This is a genomic window from Micromonospora sp. NPDC004540 (assembly GCF_040610095.1).
Taxonomy (GTDB): domain Bacteria; phylum Actinomycetota; class Actinomycetes; order Mycobacteriales; family Micromonosporaceae; genus Micromonospora.
In genome coordinates, this window is the sequence record NZ_JBEXLR010000069.1 from 1 (window position 1) to 18380 (window position 18380).

At 73.2% G+C, this 18380-nt stretch carries 15 protein-coding genes; 5 read left to right on the forward strand and 10 right to left on the reverse strand.

Annotation, left to right across the window (positions count from 1 at the left end; genetic code table 11):
* Positions 1-1246, reverse strand: a 1246-nt coding sequence (locus ABZV78_RS21500) for a hypothetical protein (protein ID WP_355641084.1), incomplete at its 3' end; no start/stop codon positions are given.
* A gap of 50 nt (positions 1247-1296) precedes the next feature.
* A complete protein-coding gene (hflX, locus tag ABZV78_RS21505) occupies positions 1297-2817 on the reverse strand; it encodes a GTPase HflX (protein WP_355641086.1) in 1521 nt (506 codons plus the stop codon).
* Between the two features lie 139 nt (positions 2818-2956).
* Between hflX and ABZV78_RS21510 the strand changes: the two genes are divergently transcribed.
* Positions 2957-4429: an NAD-dependent malic enzyme gene (locus tag ABZV78_RS21510; protein WP_355641088.1), complete on the forward strand. Its 1473-nt coding sequence runs from the start codon at positions 2957-2959 to the stop codon at positions 4427-4429.
* A gap of 170 nt (positions 4430-4599) precedes the next feature.
* Here ABZV78_RS21510 and dapF read toward each other — a convergent pair whose 3' ends face one another.
* Genes dapF through ABZV78_RS21525 form a run of 3 tightly spaced genes read right to left on the reverse strand, consistent with a single transcriptional unit; the run spans position 4600 to position 7080 of the window.
* Positions 4600-5445, reverse strand: a complete 846-nt coding sequence (gene dapF / locus ABZV78_RS21515; protein ID WP_355641090.1) for a diaminopimelate epimerase — start codon at positions 5443-5445, stop codon at positions 4600-4602.
* A gap of 7 nt (positions 5446-5452) precedes the next feature.
* Positions 5453-6478, reverse strand: coding sequence for a tRNA (adenosine(37)-N6)-dimethylallyltransferase MiaA (miaA, locus tag ABZV78_RS21520; protein WP_355641092.1), 1026 nt, complete (start codon positions 6476-6478; stop codon positions 5453-5455).
* Positions 6361-7080 (reverse strand): hypothetical protein, encoded by a 720-nt coding sequence (locus ABZV78_RS21525; RefSeq protein WP_355641093.1) that lies wholly within the window; start codon positions 7078-7080, stop codon positions 6361-6363. Before ABZV78_RS21525 ends, miaA begins: the two co-directional genes overlap by 118 nt.
* A 203-nt stretch (positions 7081-7283) precedes the next feature.
* On the opposite strand from ABZV78_RS21525, the gene ABZV78_RS21530 reads away from it, so the two are divergent.
* On the forward strand, positions 7284-8492 hold the full coding sequence (locus ABZV78_RS21530; RefSeq protein ID WP_355641095.1) for a DUF349 domain-containing protein: 1209 nt from the start codon (positions 7284-7286) through the stop codon (positions 8490-8492).
* Positions 8493-8561: 69 nt separating this feature from the next.
* Here ABZV78_RS21530 and ABZV78_RS21535 read toward each other — a convergent pair whose 3' ends face one another.
* Positions 8562-10517, reverse strand: coding sequence for an FG-GAP-like repeat-containing protein (locus ABZV78_RS21535; protein WP_355641097.1), 1956 nt, complete (start codon positions 10515-10517; stop codon positions 8562-8564).
* Between the two features lie 530 nt (positions 10518-11047).
* On the opposite strand from ABZV78_RS21535, the gene ABZV78_RS21540 reads away from it, so the two are divergent.
* Positions 11048-12646 carry a cellulase family glycosylhydrolase gene (locus ABZV78_RS21540; protein ID WP_355641099.1) on the forward strand — a complete coding sequence of 533 codons (1599 nt, stop codon included), beginning with the start codon at positions 11048-11050 and terminating at the stop codon, positions 12644-12646.
* A gap of 51 nt (positions 12647-12697) precedes the next feature.
* Here the strand turns inward: ABZV78_RS21540 and miaB are convergent, their stop codons facing one another.
* Positions 12698-14197, reverse strand: a complete 1500-nt coding sequence (miaB, locus tag ABZV78_RS21545; RefSeq protein ID WP_355641101.1) for a tRNA (N6-isopentenyl adenosine(37)-C2)-methylthiotransferase MiaB — start codon at positions 14195-14197, stop codon at positions 12698-12700.
* A 52-nt stretch (positions 14198-14249) separates the two neighbouring features.
* On the opposite strand from miaB, the gene ABZV78_RS21550 reads away from it, so the two are divergent.
* The gene (locus ABZV78_RS21550) at positions 14250-14477 is read left to right on the forward strand and encodes a DUF2277 family protein (RefSeq protein WP_355641103.1); all 228 of its coding nucleotides are present in this window, start codon (positions 14250-14252) and stop codon (positions 14475-14477) included.
* A gap of 87 nt (positions 14478-14564) precedes the next feature.
* Here the strand turns inward: ABZV78_RS21550 and ABZV78_RS21555 are convergent, their stop codons facing one another.
* Complete coding sequence (locus ABZV78_RS21555; RefSeq protein ID WP_355641104.1) at positions 14565-15044, reverse strand: hypothetical protein; 480 nt, start codon at positions 15042-15044, stop codon at positions 14565-14567.
* 238 nt (positions 15045-15282) lie between these two features.
* Entirely contained in the window at positions 15283-16272 is a 990-nt protein-coding gene (selD, locus tag ABZV78_RS21560; protein ID WP_355641106.1) for a selenide, water dikinase SelD, read from the reverse strand.
* Between the two features lie 197 nt (positions 16273-16469).
* Between selD and ABZV78_RS21565 the strand changes: the two genes are divergently transcribed.
* Positions 16470-16751 carry an ATP-binding cassette domain-containing protein gene (locus ABZV78_RS21565; protein ID WP_355641107.1) on the forward strand — a complete coding sequence of 94 codons (282 nt, stop codon included), beginning with the start codon at positions 16470-16472 and terminating at the stop codon, positions 16749-16751.
* Between the two features lie 853 nt (positions 16752-17604).
* On the opposite strand, the gene ABZV78_RS21570 is transcribed toward ABZV78_RS21565, so the two are convergent.
* Positions 17605-18351 (reverse strand): 3-keto-5-aminohexanoate cleavage protein, encoded by a 747-nt coding sequence (locus ABZV78_RS21570; RefSeq protein ID WP_355641109.1) that lies wholly within the window; start codon positions 18349-18351, stop codon positions 17605-17607.
* Between the last annotated feature and the right edge of the window lie 29 nt (positions 18352-18380).

Genomic DNA, 18380 nt, shown 5'->3' on the forward strand with positions numbered 1-18380 from the left:
GCGCGGCGGAAAGCCGGGGTTGTACGGGAACTCGTAATCGCCGCGCCCGTCGGTCGGCCGGCGGCGGAAAGCCGGGGTTGACCGGGAACTCGTCATCGCCGCGCCCGTCGGTCGGCCCGGCGGGCGGCGCCGGCTTGCGCCGGGCCTTGAGAATGCCGAAGATGCCCGCGCCGACCATGAGCGCGCCGAGCACGCCGACCGCCGCGATCAGGTACGTGATCTCGTCGAGGGTGAGCCCCTCGATCCAGGACTTCTCCGCGGCCGGTTTGGTGACATCGTTGCCGGCGTTGGGCAGCGCCTCGACCCCGGTGGTGGCCGGGGTGTAGCTGAGGATGTCGATCGGGTCCGCGGCGTCCAGCAGACCACCGTCGGAGACGGTGACGAAGGACTTGCCGTCCGGCGTGTAGGCGATGGCCTCGCCGAACGGGTCCGCCAGGGGGGTGACCCGGGGCTTGCCGGTGGTCAGCGCGGCGACGATGTTGCCGCCGGTCACGTCGAACTCGAAGGCGTCGCCGTAGGTGCGCAGCACCACCTTGCTGCCGTCGGGCGAGCGGGCCGCGCCGGTGACCAGCAGCCGGCCGGGCGCGCCCAGCTTGTTCTCGGTGTTGGTCTTGGGCAGGGTGACCTCGCCGACCTTCTTCATCGGGATGGCCTCGAGGTCAGCGCTGCTCTTCAGCTTGGCCGTCGGCGTGAAGATCTCCGACTTGCCGGACAGGTCCTTGGTGATGACCAGCGGCAGGTTGTCGTCGCCGACGAGCAGCGCCTCGGCGTCGTGCGGCTCCTTGCCGGGGTAGGCCAGCCGGTGCAGCACCGGCTGCTTCGACCCGCTCAGCGGCATGGTCCAGACCGCCACCCGCTCGCGCCGGGTCTTGCTCTCGACGTTGTCGCCGGTGTCGGCGATGAAGAGGGTCCTCTTGTCCGGCGAGACGGCCAGGTCCTCGGTGTCGAGGGGTCCGTCACCCGAGTAGCGGACCGGGTCCTTCGAGATCTCGCACTTGGCGTCGAGGTAGAAGACGCGCTTGCGGCTCGGGTCATTGGTGCCGTCGTTGATCACGACATAGCCGGTGCTGGTGGCCACCAGGCCGGACAGCTCCCGGAGGCGATTGTCCTCGACGGTGCACTTCTTCTTGGGAGCCGCGGCCAGCACGGGGGCCGCGGCGGGAGCCGCCAGGGCGAGCCCGGCCGGCGCCACGACCGCGCCGACGAGGCTCAGCGCGATCGTGACCGAGGAGACAGCGTGCCGCATGGCGCCAAGTGTCGCACGACCCAGGTTTCGGGCGGGTGACGCCGGACGGCTCACCGCCCGGCGCCCACCCGTTCCTCGCTGGTGAGCCGGTCCCCCGCCCGGTAGGGCGCGAGCTCGGCGGCGAGTGCCTGGCCCACCCGGACGTGCAGCAGGGTGCCCTCGGGCAGGTGCGCGGTGCTGAGCACCTCGCCCTGCCGGTGCACCCGGGCCACCAGGTCACCCCGGTCGTACGGGAGCACCGCCCGGACCTCGACGGCCGGCCGCGGCAGCCGCTGCTCGATCGCCTCCCGCAGCCCGTCGATCCCGCGCCCGCTGTGCGCGGAGACGAGGACCGCCTCCGGCCAGAGCCGCTTGAGCCGCAGCAGCGTCTCCTCGTCGGTGGCGTCGATCTTGTTGACCACGAGCAGCTCGGGCAGCCGGTCGGCGCCCACCTCGGCGAGCACCTCGCGGACCGCCCGGACCTGCTCCTCCGGGTCCGGGTGGGTGCCGTCGACCACGTGCACCACCAGGTCGGCGTCGGCGACCTCCTCGAGCGTCGAGCGGAACGCCTCGACGATCTGGTGCGGCAGGTGCCGGACGAACCCGACCGTGTCGGAGAGGGTGTAGAGCCGACCGTCGGTGGTCGTGGCCCGGCGGGTGGTCGGGTCCAGGGTGGCGAACAGCGCGTTCTCCACCAGCACGCCCGCCCCGGTGAGGCGGTTGAGCAGGCTGGACTTGCCGGCGTTGGTGTAGCCGGCGATGGCCACCGCGGGCACCGCGTTGCGGGAGCGGCGGGCACGCTTGGTCTGGCGTACCGTCGTCATGCTCTTGATCTCGCGGCGCAGCCGCGCGATCCGGTGCCGGATCCGGCGCCGGTCGGTCTCGAGCTTGGTCTCACCGGGACCGCGCAGGCCCACGCCGCCGCCGGCGCCACCGCCGCGGCCGCTACCACCGGTCTGCCGGGAGAGGGTCTCACCCCAACCGCGCAGTCGCGGCAGCAGGTATTCGAGCTGGGCCAGCTCGACCTGCGCCTTGCCCTCGCGGCTCTTGGCGTGCTGGGCGAAGATGTCGAGGATCAGGGCGGTCCGGTCGACCACCTTGACCTTGGTGCGCTGCTCCAGGTTGCGCAGCTGCGACGGGGACAGCTCACCGTCGCAGATGACCGTGTCGGCGCCGGTGGCGAGCACCACCGCGCCCAGGTCGTCGACCTTGCCCCGACCGATGTACGTGGCCGGGTCGGGCCGGTTGCGCCGCTGGATCAGCCCCTCGAGCACCTGCGAGCCGGCCGTCTCGGCCAGCGCCGCCAGCTCGGTGAGGCTGTTGTCGGCGTCGTCCTGGGTCCCCTCGGTCCAGACGCCCACGAGGACGACCCGCTCCAGCCGGAGCTGGCGGTATTCGACCTCGGTGATGTCCGTGAGTTCGGTGGAGAGGCCGGGGACCCGCCGCAGCGCCTGCCGCTCCGACAGCTCGTACTCACCGGTGGTGGCGTCGAGCTCGTCGTCCTCGTAGGGAAGGAAGGTCTCCTGCTCTCGCAAACCGCGACTCCTGTCCGTTATGTCTTTTGTCGGGGCATTTCCCGTTCGCATGAGCATCCTGACATGTCCCAACGCACGACGCACCTGCTATATGCCCGTGGCGCTACTAACCGGTAGCGGGGTCGGATGCCGGCCGACCTGGGCGGGCGAGTAGAAATGCCAGGCGAGCCGCTCAGCGCCGACGGAGGAGTTCTACGTGGCCAACACCCGACTGCCGAGTGCCGGATTCTCGATCACGATCCGGATCGCGGTGCCCGCGGACGCCTCCTCCATCGGGCGGCTGACCACCGCGGCGGGCGAGGCCGGCGCCATCGTCACCGCGCTGGACGTGGTCGACTCCGACCCGGCCCACGTGATCGTCGACCTCACCTGCGACACCGCCGACGCGAGCCACGCCGACCAGGTGGTCGACGCGCTGACCGCCCTCGACGGGGTGGACGTCCGGAAGGTCTCCGACCGGACGTTCCTGCTGCACCTCGGCGGCAAGATCGAGGTCAGCTCGAAGGTCGCGCTGCGCACCCGCGACGAGCTGTCCCGCGCGTACACCCCTGGGGTGGCCCGGGTCTGCCAGGCGATCGCCGAGAACCCGGCCGACGCCCGCCGGCTCACCATCAAGCGCAACACCGTCGCCGTGGTCAGCGACGGCTCGGCCGTGCTCGGCCTGGGCAACCTCGGGCCGGCCGCGTCGCTCCCGGTGATGGAGGGCAAGGCGGCCCTGTTCAAGCGCTTCGGCGGGGTGGACGCCTGGCCGGTGGTGCTGGACACCCAGGACACCGACGAGATCGTGCAGATCGTCAAGGCGATCGCGCCCGCGTACGGGGGCATCAACCTGGAGGACATCGCCGCGCCGCGCTGCTTCGAGATCGAGGCCCGGCTGCGCGAGGCGCTGGACATCCCGGTCTTCCACGACGACCAGCACGGCACCGCGATCTGCGTGCTGGCCGCGCTGACCAACGCGCTGCGCGTCGTGGGCAAGCACCTCTCGGACGTCCGCGTCGTGGTCTCCGGCGCCGGCGCGGCCGGCACCGCGATCATGAAGCTGCTGCTGCGGCAGGGCGTGGGCGACATCATCGCGTACGACCGGCAGGGCGCCCTGCACCGCGGGCTGCCCGACCTCAACCCGGCCTGGCAGTGGCTGGCCGAGCACACCAACAAGGAGAACTACTCCGGCGACCTGCCCGGCGCGGTACGCGGCGCCGACGTCTTCATCGGGGTGAGCGCGCCCAACCTGCTCACCGGCGACGACATCGCCACCATGGCCAAGGACGCGATCGTCTTCGCGCTGGCCAACCCCGACCCGGAGGTGGACCCGCGGGAGGCCCGCAAGCACGCCGCCGTGGTCGCCACCGGCCGGTCCGACCAGCCGAACCAGATCAACAACGTGCTCGCCTTCCCGGGCGTCTTCCGCGGCATGCTCGACGCGCACGCCGAGGAGTTCACCGAGGAGATGGCGATCGCGGCGGCCCGGGCCATCGCGGACGTGGTCGGCGAAGAAAAGATCAACCCGACGGTGATCGTGCCCAGCGTCTTCGACTCGCGGGTCGCCCCCGCGGTGGCCGCCGCGGTGCGCGCCGCCGCCCAGAACCCGTCAACGACCCCGCCGCCGGCCGCCGACCCCGGCCCGGCCGACCTCCCCGAGATCGCCGCCAACGCCAGCGCCACCCCCTGACCGGCTTCCGGGCCCTGACGCGTTGATCATGAACTTGGCCGCCCCGAACCGGGACAAACCAACGGGCTAACCTCATGATCACCGCAGCGCCCGGCGTCTGACGGACGCCTTCCGGGTGGTTTGCGTCTCGGGCGGGCCTGCGAACTTCTTGGTCAACTCGGTGAGGGCGCTCACGCCGGGAGCGCCGCCGGGTTGATCTCGCCGGTGGCGACCAGGACGGCTGGGCCGGCGAGCCAGCAGGCGTCGTCGGTGACCGTGACCGTGAGGCGGCCGCCGGGGACGTCGACGGTCACCGCGCCGGTCTCCCGGCCGGCGTCGCGCAGCGCCACGGCGGCCACCGCGCAGGCGCCGGTGCCGCAGGAGAGCGTCTCGGCCGAGCCCCGCTCGTAGACCCGCATGAGCACGTGGGCGTCGGTGCCCTCGACGGGCTCGCCCGGAGTGGTGAACTCGACGTTCACCCCGGACGGGAAGAGGGACGGGTCGACGTCGGGCGCCCGGGTGAGGTCCAGGACGCCCAGGTCCAGGCTGGCGGGCAGGGCGCAGACCAGGTGTGGGTTGCCCACGTCCACGGCCGCGCCGGTCAGGGTGAGCCCGCCCACGGTGGCGGTCGCCGTGTCGTGCAGCCGGGGGCGGCGCATCTCGACGGCGACCTCGCTCCCCTCGACCCGGGCGCGGACCAGGCCGGCGCGGGTGGCCACCGGCAGCGCCGGGCCGGACGGGGTGGCCAGCCCGGTCTCCAGCAGGTAGCGGACGAAGACGCGGGCGCCGTTGCCGCACATCTCGGCGAACGAGCCGTCGGAGTTCCAGTAGTCCATGAACCACTCGGCCTCGCCGGCCAGCGCGACGCCCTCGGGGTGCTTGGCGGCGCGGACCACGCGCAGCACGCCGTCGCCGCCGAGGCCGCGCCGCCGGTCGCAGAGCGCGGCGACCAGGCCGGGCGTCAGGTCGAGCGCCCCGTCCGGGTCGGGCAGGATGACGAAGTCGTTGCCGGTGCCGTGGCCCTTGGTGAACTCCACGCCTCCATCATTCCCGATGCTCGGCGACCACCCGCAGGGCAGTGTCGAGAAACGCGGGCGAGGCCGAGTCCAGCCAGTGGACCCGCGGGTCGCGGCGGAACCAGGAGCGCTGCCGGCGGACGAAGCGCCGGGTGGCCCGGATGGTCTCCTCGTACGCCTCGGTCTCGGTCAGCTCCCCGGCCAGGAAGCGCAGCACCTGCTGGTAGCCGAGCGCCCGGCTGGCCGTTCGCCCCTCGGGCAGGCCCGCGCCGACCAGGGTCTGCGTCTCGGCGACCAGGCCGTCAGCCCACATCCGGTCCACCCGCAGCGCGATCCGCTCGTCCAGCAGCGCGGTGTCCAGGTCGACGCCGAGCTGCACCGACGGGTAGTACGGCGTCGGGGCGGGCAGCGACGCGGTGAACGGCGCGCCGGTCAGCTCGACGACCTCCAGGGCCCGGACGATGCGCCGGCCGTTGCTCGGCAGGATGCCCGCGGCGGCCACCGGGTCGGCCTCGGCCAGCCGGGCGTGCAGCGGCGCCGGGCCGACCGCGGCCAGCTCCGCCTCCAGCCGCTCCCGCACCGCCGGGTCGGTGCCGGGGAACTCGAACTGCTCCAGCACGGCCCGCACGTAGAGCCCGGAGCCGCCGACCAGCAGCGGCACCCTCCCCCGGGCCAGGATGTCGTCGACCGCGGCGCGGGCCAGCTTCTGGTATTCGGCGACGCTGGCCGGCTCGGTCACCGGCCAGATGTCGAGCAGGTGGTGCGGCACGCCCTCCCGCTCGGCCGGGGTCAGCTTGGCGGTGCCGATGTCCATGCCCCGGTAGAGCTGCATGGAGTCGGCGTTGACCACCTCGCCGTCGAGGGCGTGCGCCAGGGCGATGCTCAGCGCCGACTTGCCCGCCGCGGTCGGCCCGACCACGGCCACCACGGTCCCCGTCACACCTTCTCCCAGTTCGCCACGAAGTAGGCAACGCCGTAGGGGGCCTGGTGGTAGCTGACGTCGCCGCGCCAGTCGCCGCCGGCCGCCCGGGCCGCGCCGGCCAGCACCTGCCACGGCGCCCGCCCGGCGGCCTTCAGCTCCGCCGACAGCCCCGGGTCCAGGCCGAGCAGGGCCTCGGCGTCCGCGCCGGCCAGGGCCGCGGCCACCCCCTCGTCGTACGCGGGCGCGCGCGGGTCGTCGTAGCCGGGCGCCTTGACGCCGCGGCAGGCCGACCCGTCCCCGAGCACCAGCAGCGCGATCCGCCCGTCCGTCTCCGCGGCCAGGTCCGCGCCGAGGGCGGCGCACTCGGCCGGGGAGGCGTCGCCGGCGACCGCCCGGGCCAGCCGGGGCAGCTCGGTCCCGGACCGGTTCAGCAGCCAGGCGCCGATGGTCAGGCTGAGCGGCAGCACCTCGGCTCCGGAGCAGGCGGTCTTCCACAACCGCACCGGCCGGTCGAGTCCGTAGCCGCGTAGCGAGCCGGAGTCGGCCGCATGAAAAGTCCTGTTCTCCGGCCCGGCGCCGACGAGCAGGATCGCCTCGGGATCGGCGGCCAGCAGCCGGGCCACGGCCGCGTCGGCGGCGGCGCGGAGGTCGTCCAGCTCGGGCGCGGCGGCGCCGGCCAGCTCGGGCACGATCAGGGGCGGGTGGGGGCAGACGGCGGCGGCGACCAGAGGCACGGCACCAACCTATCCGTATCCCTCGGTGCGTCCCCGCGCCGATCCGGTCATCGAGGCGCTACGACACCGTATGGTCACGGTCGACGACAGGCGCTCGACACGGACCGGGTCGGACCTGTGACAATGCCGGGAGAAACTTTGCTGCGCCGTGGCGGCGATCGCGGGAGGTGTCCCGTCGACGCCGGGAGAACGAGGATGGGCACATGAGCGACTGGACTGCCTTCGGACGGGTGGACGAGGACGGCACCGTCTACGTCAAGACCGCCGAGGGCGAGCGGGTGGTCGGATCCTGGCAGGCGGGGGCACCGGAGGAAGGGCTCGCCCATTTCGCCCGGCGCTTCGCCGACCTGGTGACGGAGGTGGACCTGACCGAGGCCCGGCTCAACTCCGGCGCGGCGGACGCCGGCCACTCGCTGACCACGATCCGGCGGATCCGCGCCTCGCTGGCCGAGGCGCACGTCGTCGGGGACATCGACGCCCTGGCCGCACGCCTGGACAAGCTGGCCGCGGTGGCCGAGGAGAAGGCCGGCGAGGCCCGGGCCGCCCGGGACGCCGCCCGCGGCGAGGCCCTCGCCCGCAAGACCGCCCTGGTCGAGGAGGCGGAGAAGCTGGCCGCCGAGTCGACCGGCTGGAAGACCGCCGGCGACCGGCTCAAGGAGATCCTCGACGAGTGGAAGACCATCCGCGGGGTCGACAAGAAGGCCGACGGTGAGCTGTGGAAGCGGTTCGCCGCCGCGCGGGACGGCTTCACCCGGCGCCGGGGCGCCCACTTCGCCTCCCTCGACCAGCAGCGCAAGCAGGCGCAGGGGATCAAGGAGGAACTGGTCGCCGAGGCCGAGAAGCTCAAGGAGTCGACCGACTGGGGCGTCACCGCCAACCAGCTCAAGGACCTCATGGCCCAGTGGAAGGCCGCGCCGCGCGCCTCCAAGGAGGCCGAGCAGAAGCTCTGGGAGCGATTCCGGGCCGCGCAGGACGAGTTCTTCACCCGGCGCAGCGAGGTCTTCTCGGCGCGCGACAACGAGCAGCGCGCCAACCTGGAGCGCAAGCAGGCCCTGCTCGCCGAGGCCGAGGCGCTCGACGTCGACGGCGACCCGAAGGGCGCCCAGGCGAAGCTGCGGGAGATCCAGGCGCAGTGGCACGAGGCCGGCCGGGTGCCCCGTGAGGCGGCCGCCGGGCTGGAGCGCCGGCTGCGCGTCGTGGACGACAAGGTCCGCGAGGTCATGGACTCGGCGTGGCGGCGCACCTCCAAGGAGGACAACCCGCTGCTGGCCCAGATGCGGGCCCAGGTCGCCGAGGCCGAGGACCGGCTGGCCCGGGCGCAGGCGGCCGGCGACGCCCGCCGGATCAAGGAGGCCGAGCAGGCGCTCGCGTCGAAGCGGCAGTTCCTCCAGCTGGCCGAGCAGGCCGGCTGAGCTTCAGCTTCACCCGGGAGCCCCCGGTCCCGCCTCGGGACCGGGGGCTTCCGCGTGTCCGCCCGGTGTTCAGACCTGCGGCAGCACCACGACCCCGCTGTTGTAGTCGGCGAGGACCAGGTCCGGCCGGCCGTCGCCGGTGAGGTCGCCGACGGCGAGGCCCCGGCCGGGGTAGCTGCTGGCGTAGGGCAGACCAAACAAGCGCTCGCGGCCGAGCTGGCCGTCGGGGCGCTGCAACGAGACCCCCGCCGCCTGCCAGCCACCGTGCGCGGTCACCGCGTCGAGCAGGGCGTCGCCGTTCACGTCGGCCAGCACCACCGGCTGGGGGATGTCGTAGTGCGGGTAGGCGACCGGGGCGCCGAGGGCGCCGGCGCCGGTCTGCGGGAACACCAGGAGCCGGGAGGCGGGCTTGTTGCCGCCCGCCGTCACCGCGACGTCCGCCCGCCCGTCCCCGGTCAGGTCGCCGGCCGCCATCGACCCGACGCCCCGGGCGGTCCCGTCGGGCACCGGGTACGCGCCGGCGCGGGCGAAGCCCCCCTCGACGGTCTGGGTGAAGACCTCCACCGTCGCCGTGGTGTGGGTCAACTGGACGATGTCGCGGCGGCCGTCGCCGTCGAGGTCGGCGGTGTCCACCAGGCCCCGGTCGTAGCCGTCGTCGACGAGGACCGGCGGGGCGAAGGTCCGGCCGTCCACGCTGCGGTGCACGGTCAGCCGGTCCTGCTCGGCGACGACCAGGTCGGCCCGGCCGTCGGCGTTCAGATCGGCCAGCCGCAGGTCGGTGGGACGGGTCGCCAACGGCAGCAGGACCGGTGCGGCCAGGCCGCCGGCCTGTTGCAGGAACACGTCCACCCCGGAGTCGGCGATCGCCGCGACGTCGGTGTCGCCGTCGGCGTCCACATCGCCGGTGGCGAGGACGACGGTCCCGTTCGGGTAGCCGTGCGTGGCGAGGACCTGTGGCGGGGCGAGGGTGCCGTCGGGCCGCTGGGCGAGTACGAGGAGCTTGCAGTTGTCCTCCGGCAGCTCCGCGTACGTGTAGGTGCCCATCAGCAGGTCGCCCCGGCCGTCGCCGGTCACGTCCGCCACGGCCACGCTCGACGGGACCACCGTGCCGAAGCCGTAGCTGCGGTAGGAGCCATAGTTCACCTGGCCGTACGCGGGCACGACGGTGTGCGTGACGGCGGCCGAGGCACTGGCGCCGACGGCCGGTGTCTGGCTGCCGGCGAACTGGGCGTGCAGGGTGTGGGCGCCGACCGGCAGGCTCGTGACGATCTCGGCGCGGCCGGAGGAGTCGAGCCAGGCGCCCGGGAGCGCCTGGCCGTCCGCGTAGAAGCGCACGCCGCCGAGGAACGTCGGGGTGTCCGGATCGGCGGCGACGACCTTCGCGGTCAGCAGCGCGCCCTGCCCTGCCTCGGTGCGCGCCGGGGAGACGGTCAGGGTGATGCTGCTCGGCGCGCCGACGCGGGCCCAGACCTCGGCGGACTCGTTGCTCGACGCGGCCGAGACGGCCCGGACCCGGTAGAGGTACTCGGGGCCGGTGGTCACCGCGGTGTCGACGAAGCTGGTGCCCGTGGTGTCGCCCCGACTCTCGTAGCTGCCGTTGTTCCAGCGCAGCACCGTGTAGCCGGTCGCGCCCGGGCTCGGTTCCCAGGACAGCGTGATCCGGTCGGTGGCGCCGGTGGCCCGGACGCCCCGCGGCGGGCTGATCCAGGTCACCGCGCTGACCTCGCGGGACGGCCGGGAGGTCAGGTCGCCGCTGGTGCTCACCACCACGTACCAGTAGCGGCTGGCCGCGGTGAGGCCCGCGTCGGTCCACTCCCGCTGGGCGGTGGACGCGACCTGCTGGTAGGGCCCGCCGCTGCTGGCGGACCGCAGCACGCGATAGCCGCTGGCGCCGGTGCCCGCCGTCCAGGTGAGCCGGATCTGCCCATGGGAGAGCGCCGTCGCGGTGACGGTCTTCGGCGCGGACAGCCCGAGCGCCCGGGCCGGCGCGGCCGGCGCCAGCGCCGCCACGAGGGCGAGCAGCACGAATGCCGCCAGTGTTCGTCGGTGGTCCCTGCACCCGGCTGTCACACGCATCGTCGTCCCCCCGTTCCCGGCACTCCTGCGGCTGCCGCCCCATCGTTGGCCGGAAGCGGGATCGCCGCTCGACAGCCGTGACCGAAGACGCAAAAGGTGAACGGGTGTCCAGGCAGGACGGCCGGGAGCGGAATTGGCAGTTCCTCCAGCTGGCCGAGCAAGGTCGGCTGAGCCGAGCTTCGCCGGAAGCCCGCGGCCCCCACCACGGGACCGGGCGCCACCGTGATCGGTGGATCGTCGTTTGACGGCATCGAGCCGCACTGATCAGAATGGGCGGCGGAGCCAGGTTCCAGCACCGGCACGAGGGCACGACGGCCGATCCCGCCGTCGACGATCGCCGGTGCTTCCCCCGCGGGTGGCCGTCCACGTGACACGGCCCGGCGCGCGCTGTCCGCGTACTCGATGACGAGCGGGCCGTCTCCCTTGGTCTTTCCGCCCGCGGCGCCTGCGCGGCGCGGGCATCCGAAGTGGAGCTCGCCATGCACCGACCCACCGCCCTCGGCGGCGCCCTCGCGGCGCTCGCCACCGCCGCGGCCGGCGTCCTCGTCGCCGCCGCCGTCAGCACCACCCCGGCCGCCGCCGCCACCGGCGGCACCGGCACCGGCTACCTGCACACCAGCGGCAACAAGATCGTCGACAGCACGGGGGCCACGGTCCGGCTCACCGGCATCAACTGGTTCGGCATGGAGACCGACAACAAGACCTTCCACGGTCTGTGGTCGAGCAACCCGTGGCGCGGCCAGCTCGACACCATGGCCCGGCTGGGCTACAACACGCTGCGCATCCCCTACTCGAACGACGCGTTGAAGCCGGGCGCCACGGCCACCGGCATCAACGACTTCGTCAACCCGGACCTGGTCGGGCTCTCCCCGTTGCAGATCCTCGACAAGGTGATCGACTACGCGGGCGGCAAGGGGATGCGGGTGATCCTGGACCGGCACCGGCCCACCTCGGCCGGGCAGTCGCCGCTCTGGTACACCTCGACGGTCTCCGAGGCGACCTGGATCGCCGACTGGAAGATGCTCGCCCAGCGGTACGCGAACAACCCCACGGTGATCGGCGCGGACCTGCACAACGAGCCGCACGCCGAGGGCACCAACCCGGCGGCCACGGGCGCCTGCTGGGGCTGCGGCGACACTGCCCGGGACTGGCGGCTGGCCGCCGAACGGGCCGGCAACGCGATTCTCGGGGTGCAGCCGAACTGGCTGGTCTTCGTGGAGGGGGTGAGCTGCCCGAGCGGCGGCCTGTCCAACGTCTGGGACAACGACCCGAGCAACGACGAGGACTGCGGCTGGTGGGGCGGCAACCTGTCGAAGGCCGGGCAGTTCCCGGTCCGGCTGAACGTGGCCGACCGGCTGGTCTACTCCCCGCACGAGTACGCCACCTCGGTCTACCGGCAGACCTGGTTCGACGACCCGACGTACCCGGCGAACATGCCGGGCATCTGGGACAGGTACTGGGGCTACCTCTACAAGCAGAACATCGCGCCGATCATGATGGGCGAGTTCGGCAGCACGCTCCAGGACCCGAAGGACAAGGTCTGGTTGCAGAACCTGATGGCCTACACCGGGGCCGGGGTGACCGGCATGTCCTTCACCTACTGGTCGTGGAACCCGAACTCGGGTGACACCGGCGGCATCGCCAACGACGACTGGACCACCATCAACCAGGCCAAGCAGGACATCCTCCAGCCCTACCTGATCCCGCCGGCGGGTGGCGGCACCACCAGCCCGGCGCCCACCACGCCGGTGCCGACCACGCCCGCTCCGACCGGCGGCTGCACGGCCACCTACAAGCAGGTCAACGCGTGGCAGGGCGGCTTCCAGGGCGAGTTGACCGTGAAGAACACCGGCACCGGCGCGCTCAACCCGTGGTCGGCCACCTGGACCTGGCCGTCCGGGGTGACGCTGGCCAGCGGCTGGAACGCCACCGTCACCCAGTCCGGCACCACGGTCACGGCGGCCGCACCGGCCTGGGCGTCGTCGCTGGCGCCGGGCGCCTCGGTGACCGTCGGCTTCACCGCCAACGGCACGGCCGCCGCACCGGGCGCCGTGAAGCTCAACGGCACCGCCTGCTGAAGACGCGACGGCCGGGGCCGCCACGGGGCGGTCCCGGCCGTCGGCGGTCGGTCAGTGCGCGGCGCAGCCGCCGGTGGGGGCGGGCACCGCGGCCGGCGCGCCGATCGTCGGCAGCCCGAGCAGCACCCCGGGGGTACGCGGGGCGCGCCCCGCCTCGGCCGCGTCACCGGCCCGGGTACGCCGGTGCGACAGCGGCTCCCCGTCGGCGTTGAGGTGGTGCGGGGCGGCGTAGGTGACCGTGGTGTGCACGATGTCGCCGGGCCGGACCTGCCCGGCGAGCGAGCCGGCGTCGAAGTGCACGAGCCGCCCGTCCCGGGCGCGGCCGGACAGCCGGCCGGTGCGCTCGTCCTTGCGCCCCTCGCCGACCGCCACCAGCACCTCGACGGTCTCCCCGACCAGCTTCCGGTTCTCCGCCCAGGTGATCTCCTCGACCGTGGCGATCAGCCGCTCGTACCGCTCCTGCACGACCTGCTTGGGCAGCTGGCCGTCCATGGTCGCGGCCGGGGTGCCGGGGCGCTTGGAGTACTGGAAGGTGAACGCGGACGAGAAGCGGGCCTCGCGGACCACGTCGAGGGTCTTCTCGAAGTCGGCGTCGGTCTCGCCGGGGAAGCCGACGATGATGTCGGTGGTGATCGCCGCGTCGGGCATCGCGGCCCGGACCTTCTCGATGATCCCCAGGTAGCGCTCCGAGCGGTACGACCGGCGCATGGCCCGCAGCACGTCGTCCGAGCCGGACTGGAGCGGCATGTGCAGCGAGTGGCAGACGTTGGGCGTCTCGGCCATCGCGGCGATCACGTCGTCGGTGAAGTCCTTGGGGTGCGGGCTGGTGAACCGGACCCGCTCCAGCCCCTCGATGTCACCGCAGGCGCGCAGCAGCTTGCCGAAGGCGTACCGGTCACCGAACTCCACCCCGTAGGAGTTGACGTTCTGCCCGAGCAGGGTCACCTCCAGCACGCCCTCGTCGACCAGGGCGCGCACCTCGGAGAGGATGTCGCCGGGGCGACGGTCCTTCTCCTTGCCGCGCAGGGAGGGAACGATGCAGAACGTGCAGGTGTTGTTGCAGCCCACCGAGATCGACACCCAGCCGGCGTACGTCGACTCGCGCCGGGTCGGCAGCGTGGACGGGAAGACGTCGAGGGATTCGAGGATCTCCACCTCGGCGGCGGCGTTGTGCCGGGCCCGCTCCAGCAGCACCGGCAGCGAGCCGATGTTGTGCGTGCCGAAGACCACGTCCACCCAGGGGGCCTTGCGGACGATGTCGCCGCGGTCCTTCTGGGCCAGGCAGCCGCCGACGGCGATCTGCATCCCCGGGTGCTTGTCCTTCACGGGGCGCAGATGGCCCAGGTTGCCGTAGAGCCGGTTGTCGGCGTTCTCCCGGACGGCGCAGGTGTTGAACACCACCACGTCGGGCTGCTCGTCGGCCTCGGCGGCGCGCACGTAACCGGCCTGTTCGAGCAGGCCGGAAATGCGCTCGGAGTCGTGCACGTTCATCTGGCAGCCGTACGTGCGCACCTGGTAGGTGCGCGGGCTGCCCGCGGCTGCGGTAGTCATGACCCGGACAGCGTATCCGGGCGGAGCTGGTCGGACCGAACGAGGAGGAGCCGTGTGCCGGAGCATCAAGACCCTGCGTGAGCCGTACGTCCCGGTGGTGACCGAGGAGGACATCCGGGCGGCCGCGCTCCAGTACGTCCGGAAGATCTCCGGGTTCCGCGCCCCCGCGGCGCACAACGCCGCCGCGTTCGACTCGGCGGTCGACGCCGTGGCGGCAGCCACCGCCACGCTCCTGGACCAGCTCGTGGTCCGGGGCCAGCAGCCGGCGACCCAGGGCTGAGCCGGCCGGGTCTCGGGCCGCCCTCGCCGCCTGGTCAGGCGGCGGGCAAGTGTGGAGCGCTGTGCCGGGGCTGCCCCCGCCGCCCGGTCAGGCGGCGGCGAGGGCCGGGGCGACCGAGTCGGGAGCCCACCGGGAGCGGTGGCACTGCGACCAGCCCCGGCAGCGGGGGTCCGCCACGGTGCAGAGCCGCTGGCCGCTGAGGACCTCGCCGTCGTCGGTCTCGACCACGTCGAAGTGCACCGGGCGGATCGTGCCGTCCGGGGCGACCAGCAGGTGCCGCCCGGCGTCGAGCGTGTCGTCCCGCATCAGGCAGTTGCGGTCGAGCAGCCGGGCCAGCGCGGCGATGCTGGGCAGTTCCGGCAGCCGCTCGGGCACCCCGTAACAGTCGACCACGGTCCCGTACGCCCCGGGCGCCTCCCACACGTCGCACACCACCGCGTACGCGGGCAGTCGGACCGGGTCGGCGACGGCGAGGGGCATCACCACCCGGCCGAGCGCCTCGGCCAGCGCCGGGTAGACCTCCACGGGCGCCGCGCCGTCGATTCTCCAGTTCCACAGCTCGGTCATGCCGCCTCCTCGCTGCGCTCGTTCCACCGGCCTCCGGATCGGGCCTTACTGACGATGGTGGGGTGCATATGACCTCAGCCGGGCGCAAGTTACCGGTCTGTGACCATTCCGGGCAAAATTTCCCGGGGCGACGTTGCCCAGAGTAGCGGGAAGATGACAGTTTATCGGGTATGGTGCCGCCGGCGCGACGTGGACCACGGGAGTATGGTGCCGGATTCGCGAATGCCGGCGCGGCCTTTCAGCGGACCCGGATCAGGTGCTCGCTCGCCGGCAGCAGCTCACCGATCACCGTGCCGCCCGGCACCTCGCCCGCGACCAGCAGGCCGCCCGAGGTCTGCGCGTCGGCCAGCAGCAGCCGCTCCCCCTCGTCGACCCCGCCGAAGTCGGTCCACGGGGTCACCCAGTCCAGGTTGCGCCGGGTGCCGCCGCTGACGTAGCCGTCGCGCAGCGCCTCCCGCGCGGCCGGCAGGTAGGGCACCGCGGCCGCGTCGATCGCCACGGTGAGCCGGCTGGCCCGGGCCAGCTTCGAGGCGTGCCCGAGCAACCCGAAGCCGGTCACGTCGGTGCCGCAGCGGATCCCGGCCGCGACCGCCGCCCGGGCCGCGTCCCGGTTGAGCCGGGCCATCGAGGCGACCGCCTCCGGGAACCGCTCCCCGGTCCGCTTGTGCCGGGTGTTCAGCACCCCGACGCCGAGCGGCTTGGTCAACGACAGCGGCAGGCCGGCCCGGCCGGCGTCCAGGGTGATCAGCTCCTCGGGATGGACCACGCCGGTGACGGCCAGGCCGTACTTCGGCCCGTCGTCGTCGACGCTGTGCCCGCCGGCCAGGTGGCAGCCGGCCTCCCGGGCCACGTCCTGACCGCCGCGCAGCACCTCGCGGGCCAGTTCCAGCGGGAGCACGTCGCGGGGCCAGCAGAGCAGGTTGAGCGCGACGAGCGGGGTGCCGCCCATGGCGTACACGTCGGAGAGCGCGTTGGCGGCGGCGATCCGCCCCCAGTCGTAGGCGTCGTCGACCACCGGGGTGAAGAAGTCGGCGGTGCTCACCAGGCCGGTGCGCTCGTCCAGCCGGACCACCGCGGCGTCGTCGCCGTGCTCCAGACCGACCAGCAGGTCGGCGGCGCCGACGGCCGGGGCGAGCCCGGCGACCATCGTCTCCAGCTCGCCCGGCGGGATCTTGCAGGCGCAGCCGCCGCCGCGGGCGTAATCGGTCAGCCGGAGCGCTTCGGTCATCCCCACATGATCTCCGTGAACCGTCGTGGCCGCCACTCGGACGCCCCGTTCCGTGACGGAATTCGGACTCACGGGCACGGCGGTGACCGGTGTTACCGCTCCGTGACCATTCGAGTTGCGTTCCGCCACATGACGCCGCCTACAGTGGCCCAACCAGGGGTCTCGCGACCCCGCTTTCGGTACGGACGACAGGGACGGTGAACGACGTGACGACGGGCGAACCGCTGATCGTGCTGGACGGGGTGAACAAGTGGTTCGGCCCGCTGCACGTGCTGGACGACGTCTCGCTCTCCGTCGGCAGGGGCGAGGTGGTCGTGGTCATCGGCCCGTCCGGCTCCGGCAAGTCGACGCTCTGCCGCACGATCAACCGGCTGGAGCCGATCAACTCGGGCACCATCACCTTCGACGGCACGCCGCTGCCGGCCGAGGGTAGTCGTCGGGCGAGGAGCGGCCGGCAGCGCGTGGAAGACCGCCGGTGAACCTCTGCCGCCCCGCCATGGCCGCCTCCCCTGAACGTCGGCACCGCAGGCGGCGTGCGGACGGCACGCACCTGCAGCTCTGGACGCCCGACCGGAGCGGCTGGCTGTGGGTAGCTTTCCGTCGGCGGTGCCCCTCGGGGGACATCGCCGGCGGCCGGTTGCAGTTGTCGGGTCGGCTCCGGGCGCACCGTCCCGGAGCTTGCCGTCAAAGGCCGGTGTAGCTGGCCAAAGTGATGCTGTTCTGTTACGCGATCTATGTTGTGCGCTTAGCCTGCGCTGGTCGGGCAAAGTGAGCCTGTATGGCGAGGCTAGGTCGCGAGGGGCCGTTCGGTCAAGGACTCATGATCAAACCACCCGGACGGAGAGAAGTTGGGGCGTCACGCAGCGCTGTCCAGATGCCGGACACGACCGGACAAAACTCACCCGTCACGGCCGCCTTGGTCGCGTTCCCGACCTGCTCAGAGCCACAACGCGACCGCTTCGGGCCGGGGCCCGGGGTTACTCGTCGTCGGCTCCGCCAAGCCCACAACTTTCCGCAAGAGTGATTCGCGTTTCACCGCCCCGTCGGGGGTCCCGCGGAGGTGGCGGTAGCTCCGTTCGGACGGTGGCCGACGGATCTTGGAGGCTTTCCGAACGGAAAGTCTCCAAGATCTCGCGTCGCCACCCCTCCGCTTAAAGATCTTGGTGCGAAATGGCCCCTCTGGGGGCCGCTTCGTACCAAGATCTCCCCGGTGCTGTGCACCGGCGGCGGGAGAAGGCGCGGACCTGGGCGAGCACAGCGCCGAGCCGGCAGACGGTGGCACGGAGTCAGCACGGTCGCGCACGATCGCTTCCAGCAGGCGCGGTGGCCGGATCAGTGCGCGCCGAGGGCGCGGGCCGCCGTCACCAGCGCCAGGTTGTCCGGGGCGACAGTGCCGTCCGGCAGCGCCAGGGTGTCCTCCAGGCCGATCCGGGTGTCCAGGCCGCGGCGTACCGCCTCCACGAGCACCGGCCAGGTTGCCGGGCCCTCGCCGTGCAGCAGCACCGGCGGGCGGTCGGCGGGCAGGGCAGCGAGGATGGCGGCGGCGTCGGCGAGGGCCGCGTCGACCGGTTCGGCCAGGCACTCGACGAGGATCCGCCCGGTCGGTGCCGGCCAGCGGCGCCAGGCGTCGACCGCCGCCACCGTCCAGAGGCCGGCCTCGACCATGACGCCCCGCTCGTGCAGGGCGGCCGCGACGGCCGCCGCACCGGGTTCGTGGGCGTTGACCGAGGCGAAGTCGGGCAGGACCGTCCAGGCGCGTACGGCGGCGACCCGGTCGGCGGGCTCGGGGGCGATCCAGGCGCCGGTGCTCACCCCGACGGGCAGCCCGGGCCGGGCGGTGCGGATCGCGGTCACCGCTGCGGCGATCACGCCCGGGTCGAGTGACTCGCCGCCGCCGGCGTCGCGCGGGTGCACGTGCACCGCCGCCACCCCGGCCGCCGCACACCGGATCGCCTCGGCCGCCAGCTCCCCCGGTGTCACCGGCACGGCTGGATGCTCCGCCCGCCGCCGTCCGCCGTTCAGACAAGCCTTCAACACGGCCGCACACCTCCCCGGGAGTCGATCCTGACGTCGCGTCATCCCCGACGCTCGCCGACGCGGCCGGCCGG

Coding starts and splice junctions, on each gene's coding strand:
- ABZV78_RS21530 (WP_355641095.1), top strand. CDS start 7,284: ATGAGCGACTGGACTGCCTTCGGACGGGTGGACGAGGACGGCACCGTC.
- miaB (WP_355641101.1), bottom strand. CDS start 14,197: ATGACTACCGCAGCCGCGGGCAGCCCGCGCACCTACCAGGTGCGCACG.
- ABZV78_RS21570 (WP_355641109.1), bottom strand. CDS start 18,351: ATGACGCGACGTCAGGATCGACTCCCGGGGAGGTGTGCGGCCGTGTTG.
- ABZV78_RS21555 (WP_355641104.1), bottom strand. CDS start 15,044: ATGACCGAGCTGTGGAACTGGAGAATCGACGGCGCGGCGCCCGTGGAG.
- selD (WP_355641106.1), bottom strand. CDS start 16,272: ATGACCGAAGCGCTCCGGCTGACCGATTACGCCCGCGGCGGCGGCTGC.
- ABZV78_RS21540 (WP_355641099.1), top strand. CDS start 11,048: ATGCACCGACCCACCGCCCTCGGCGGCGCCCTCGCGGCGCTCGCCACC.
- hflX (WP_355641086.1), bottom strand. CDS start 2,817: ATGCTCATGCGAACGGGAAATGCCCCGACAAAAGACATAACGGACAGG.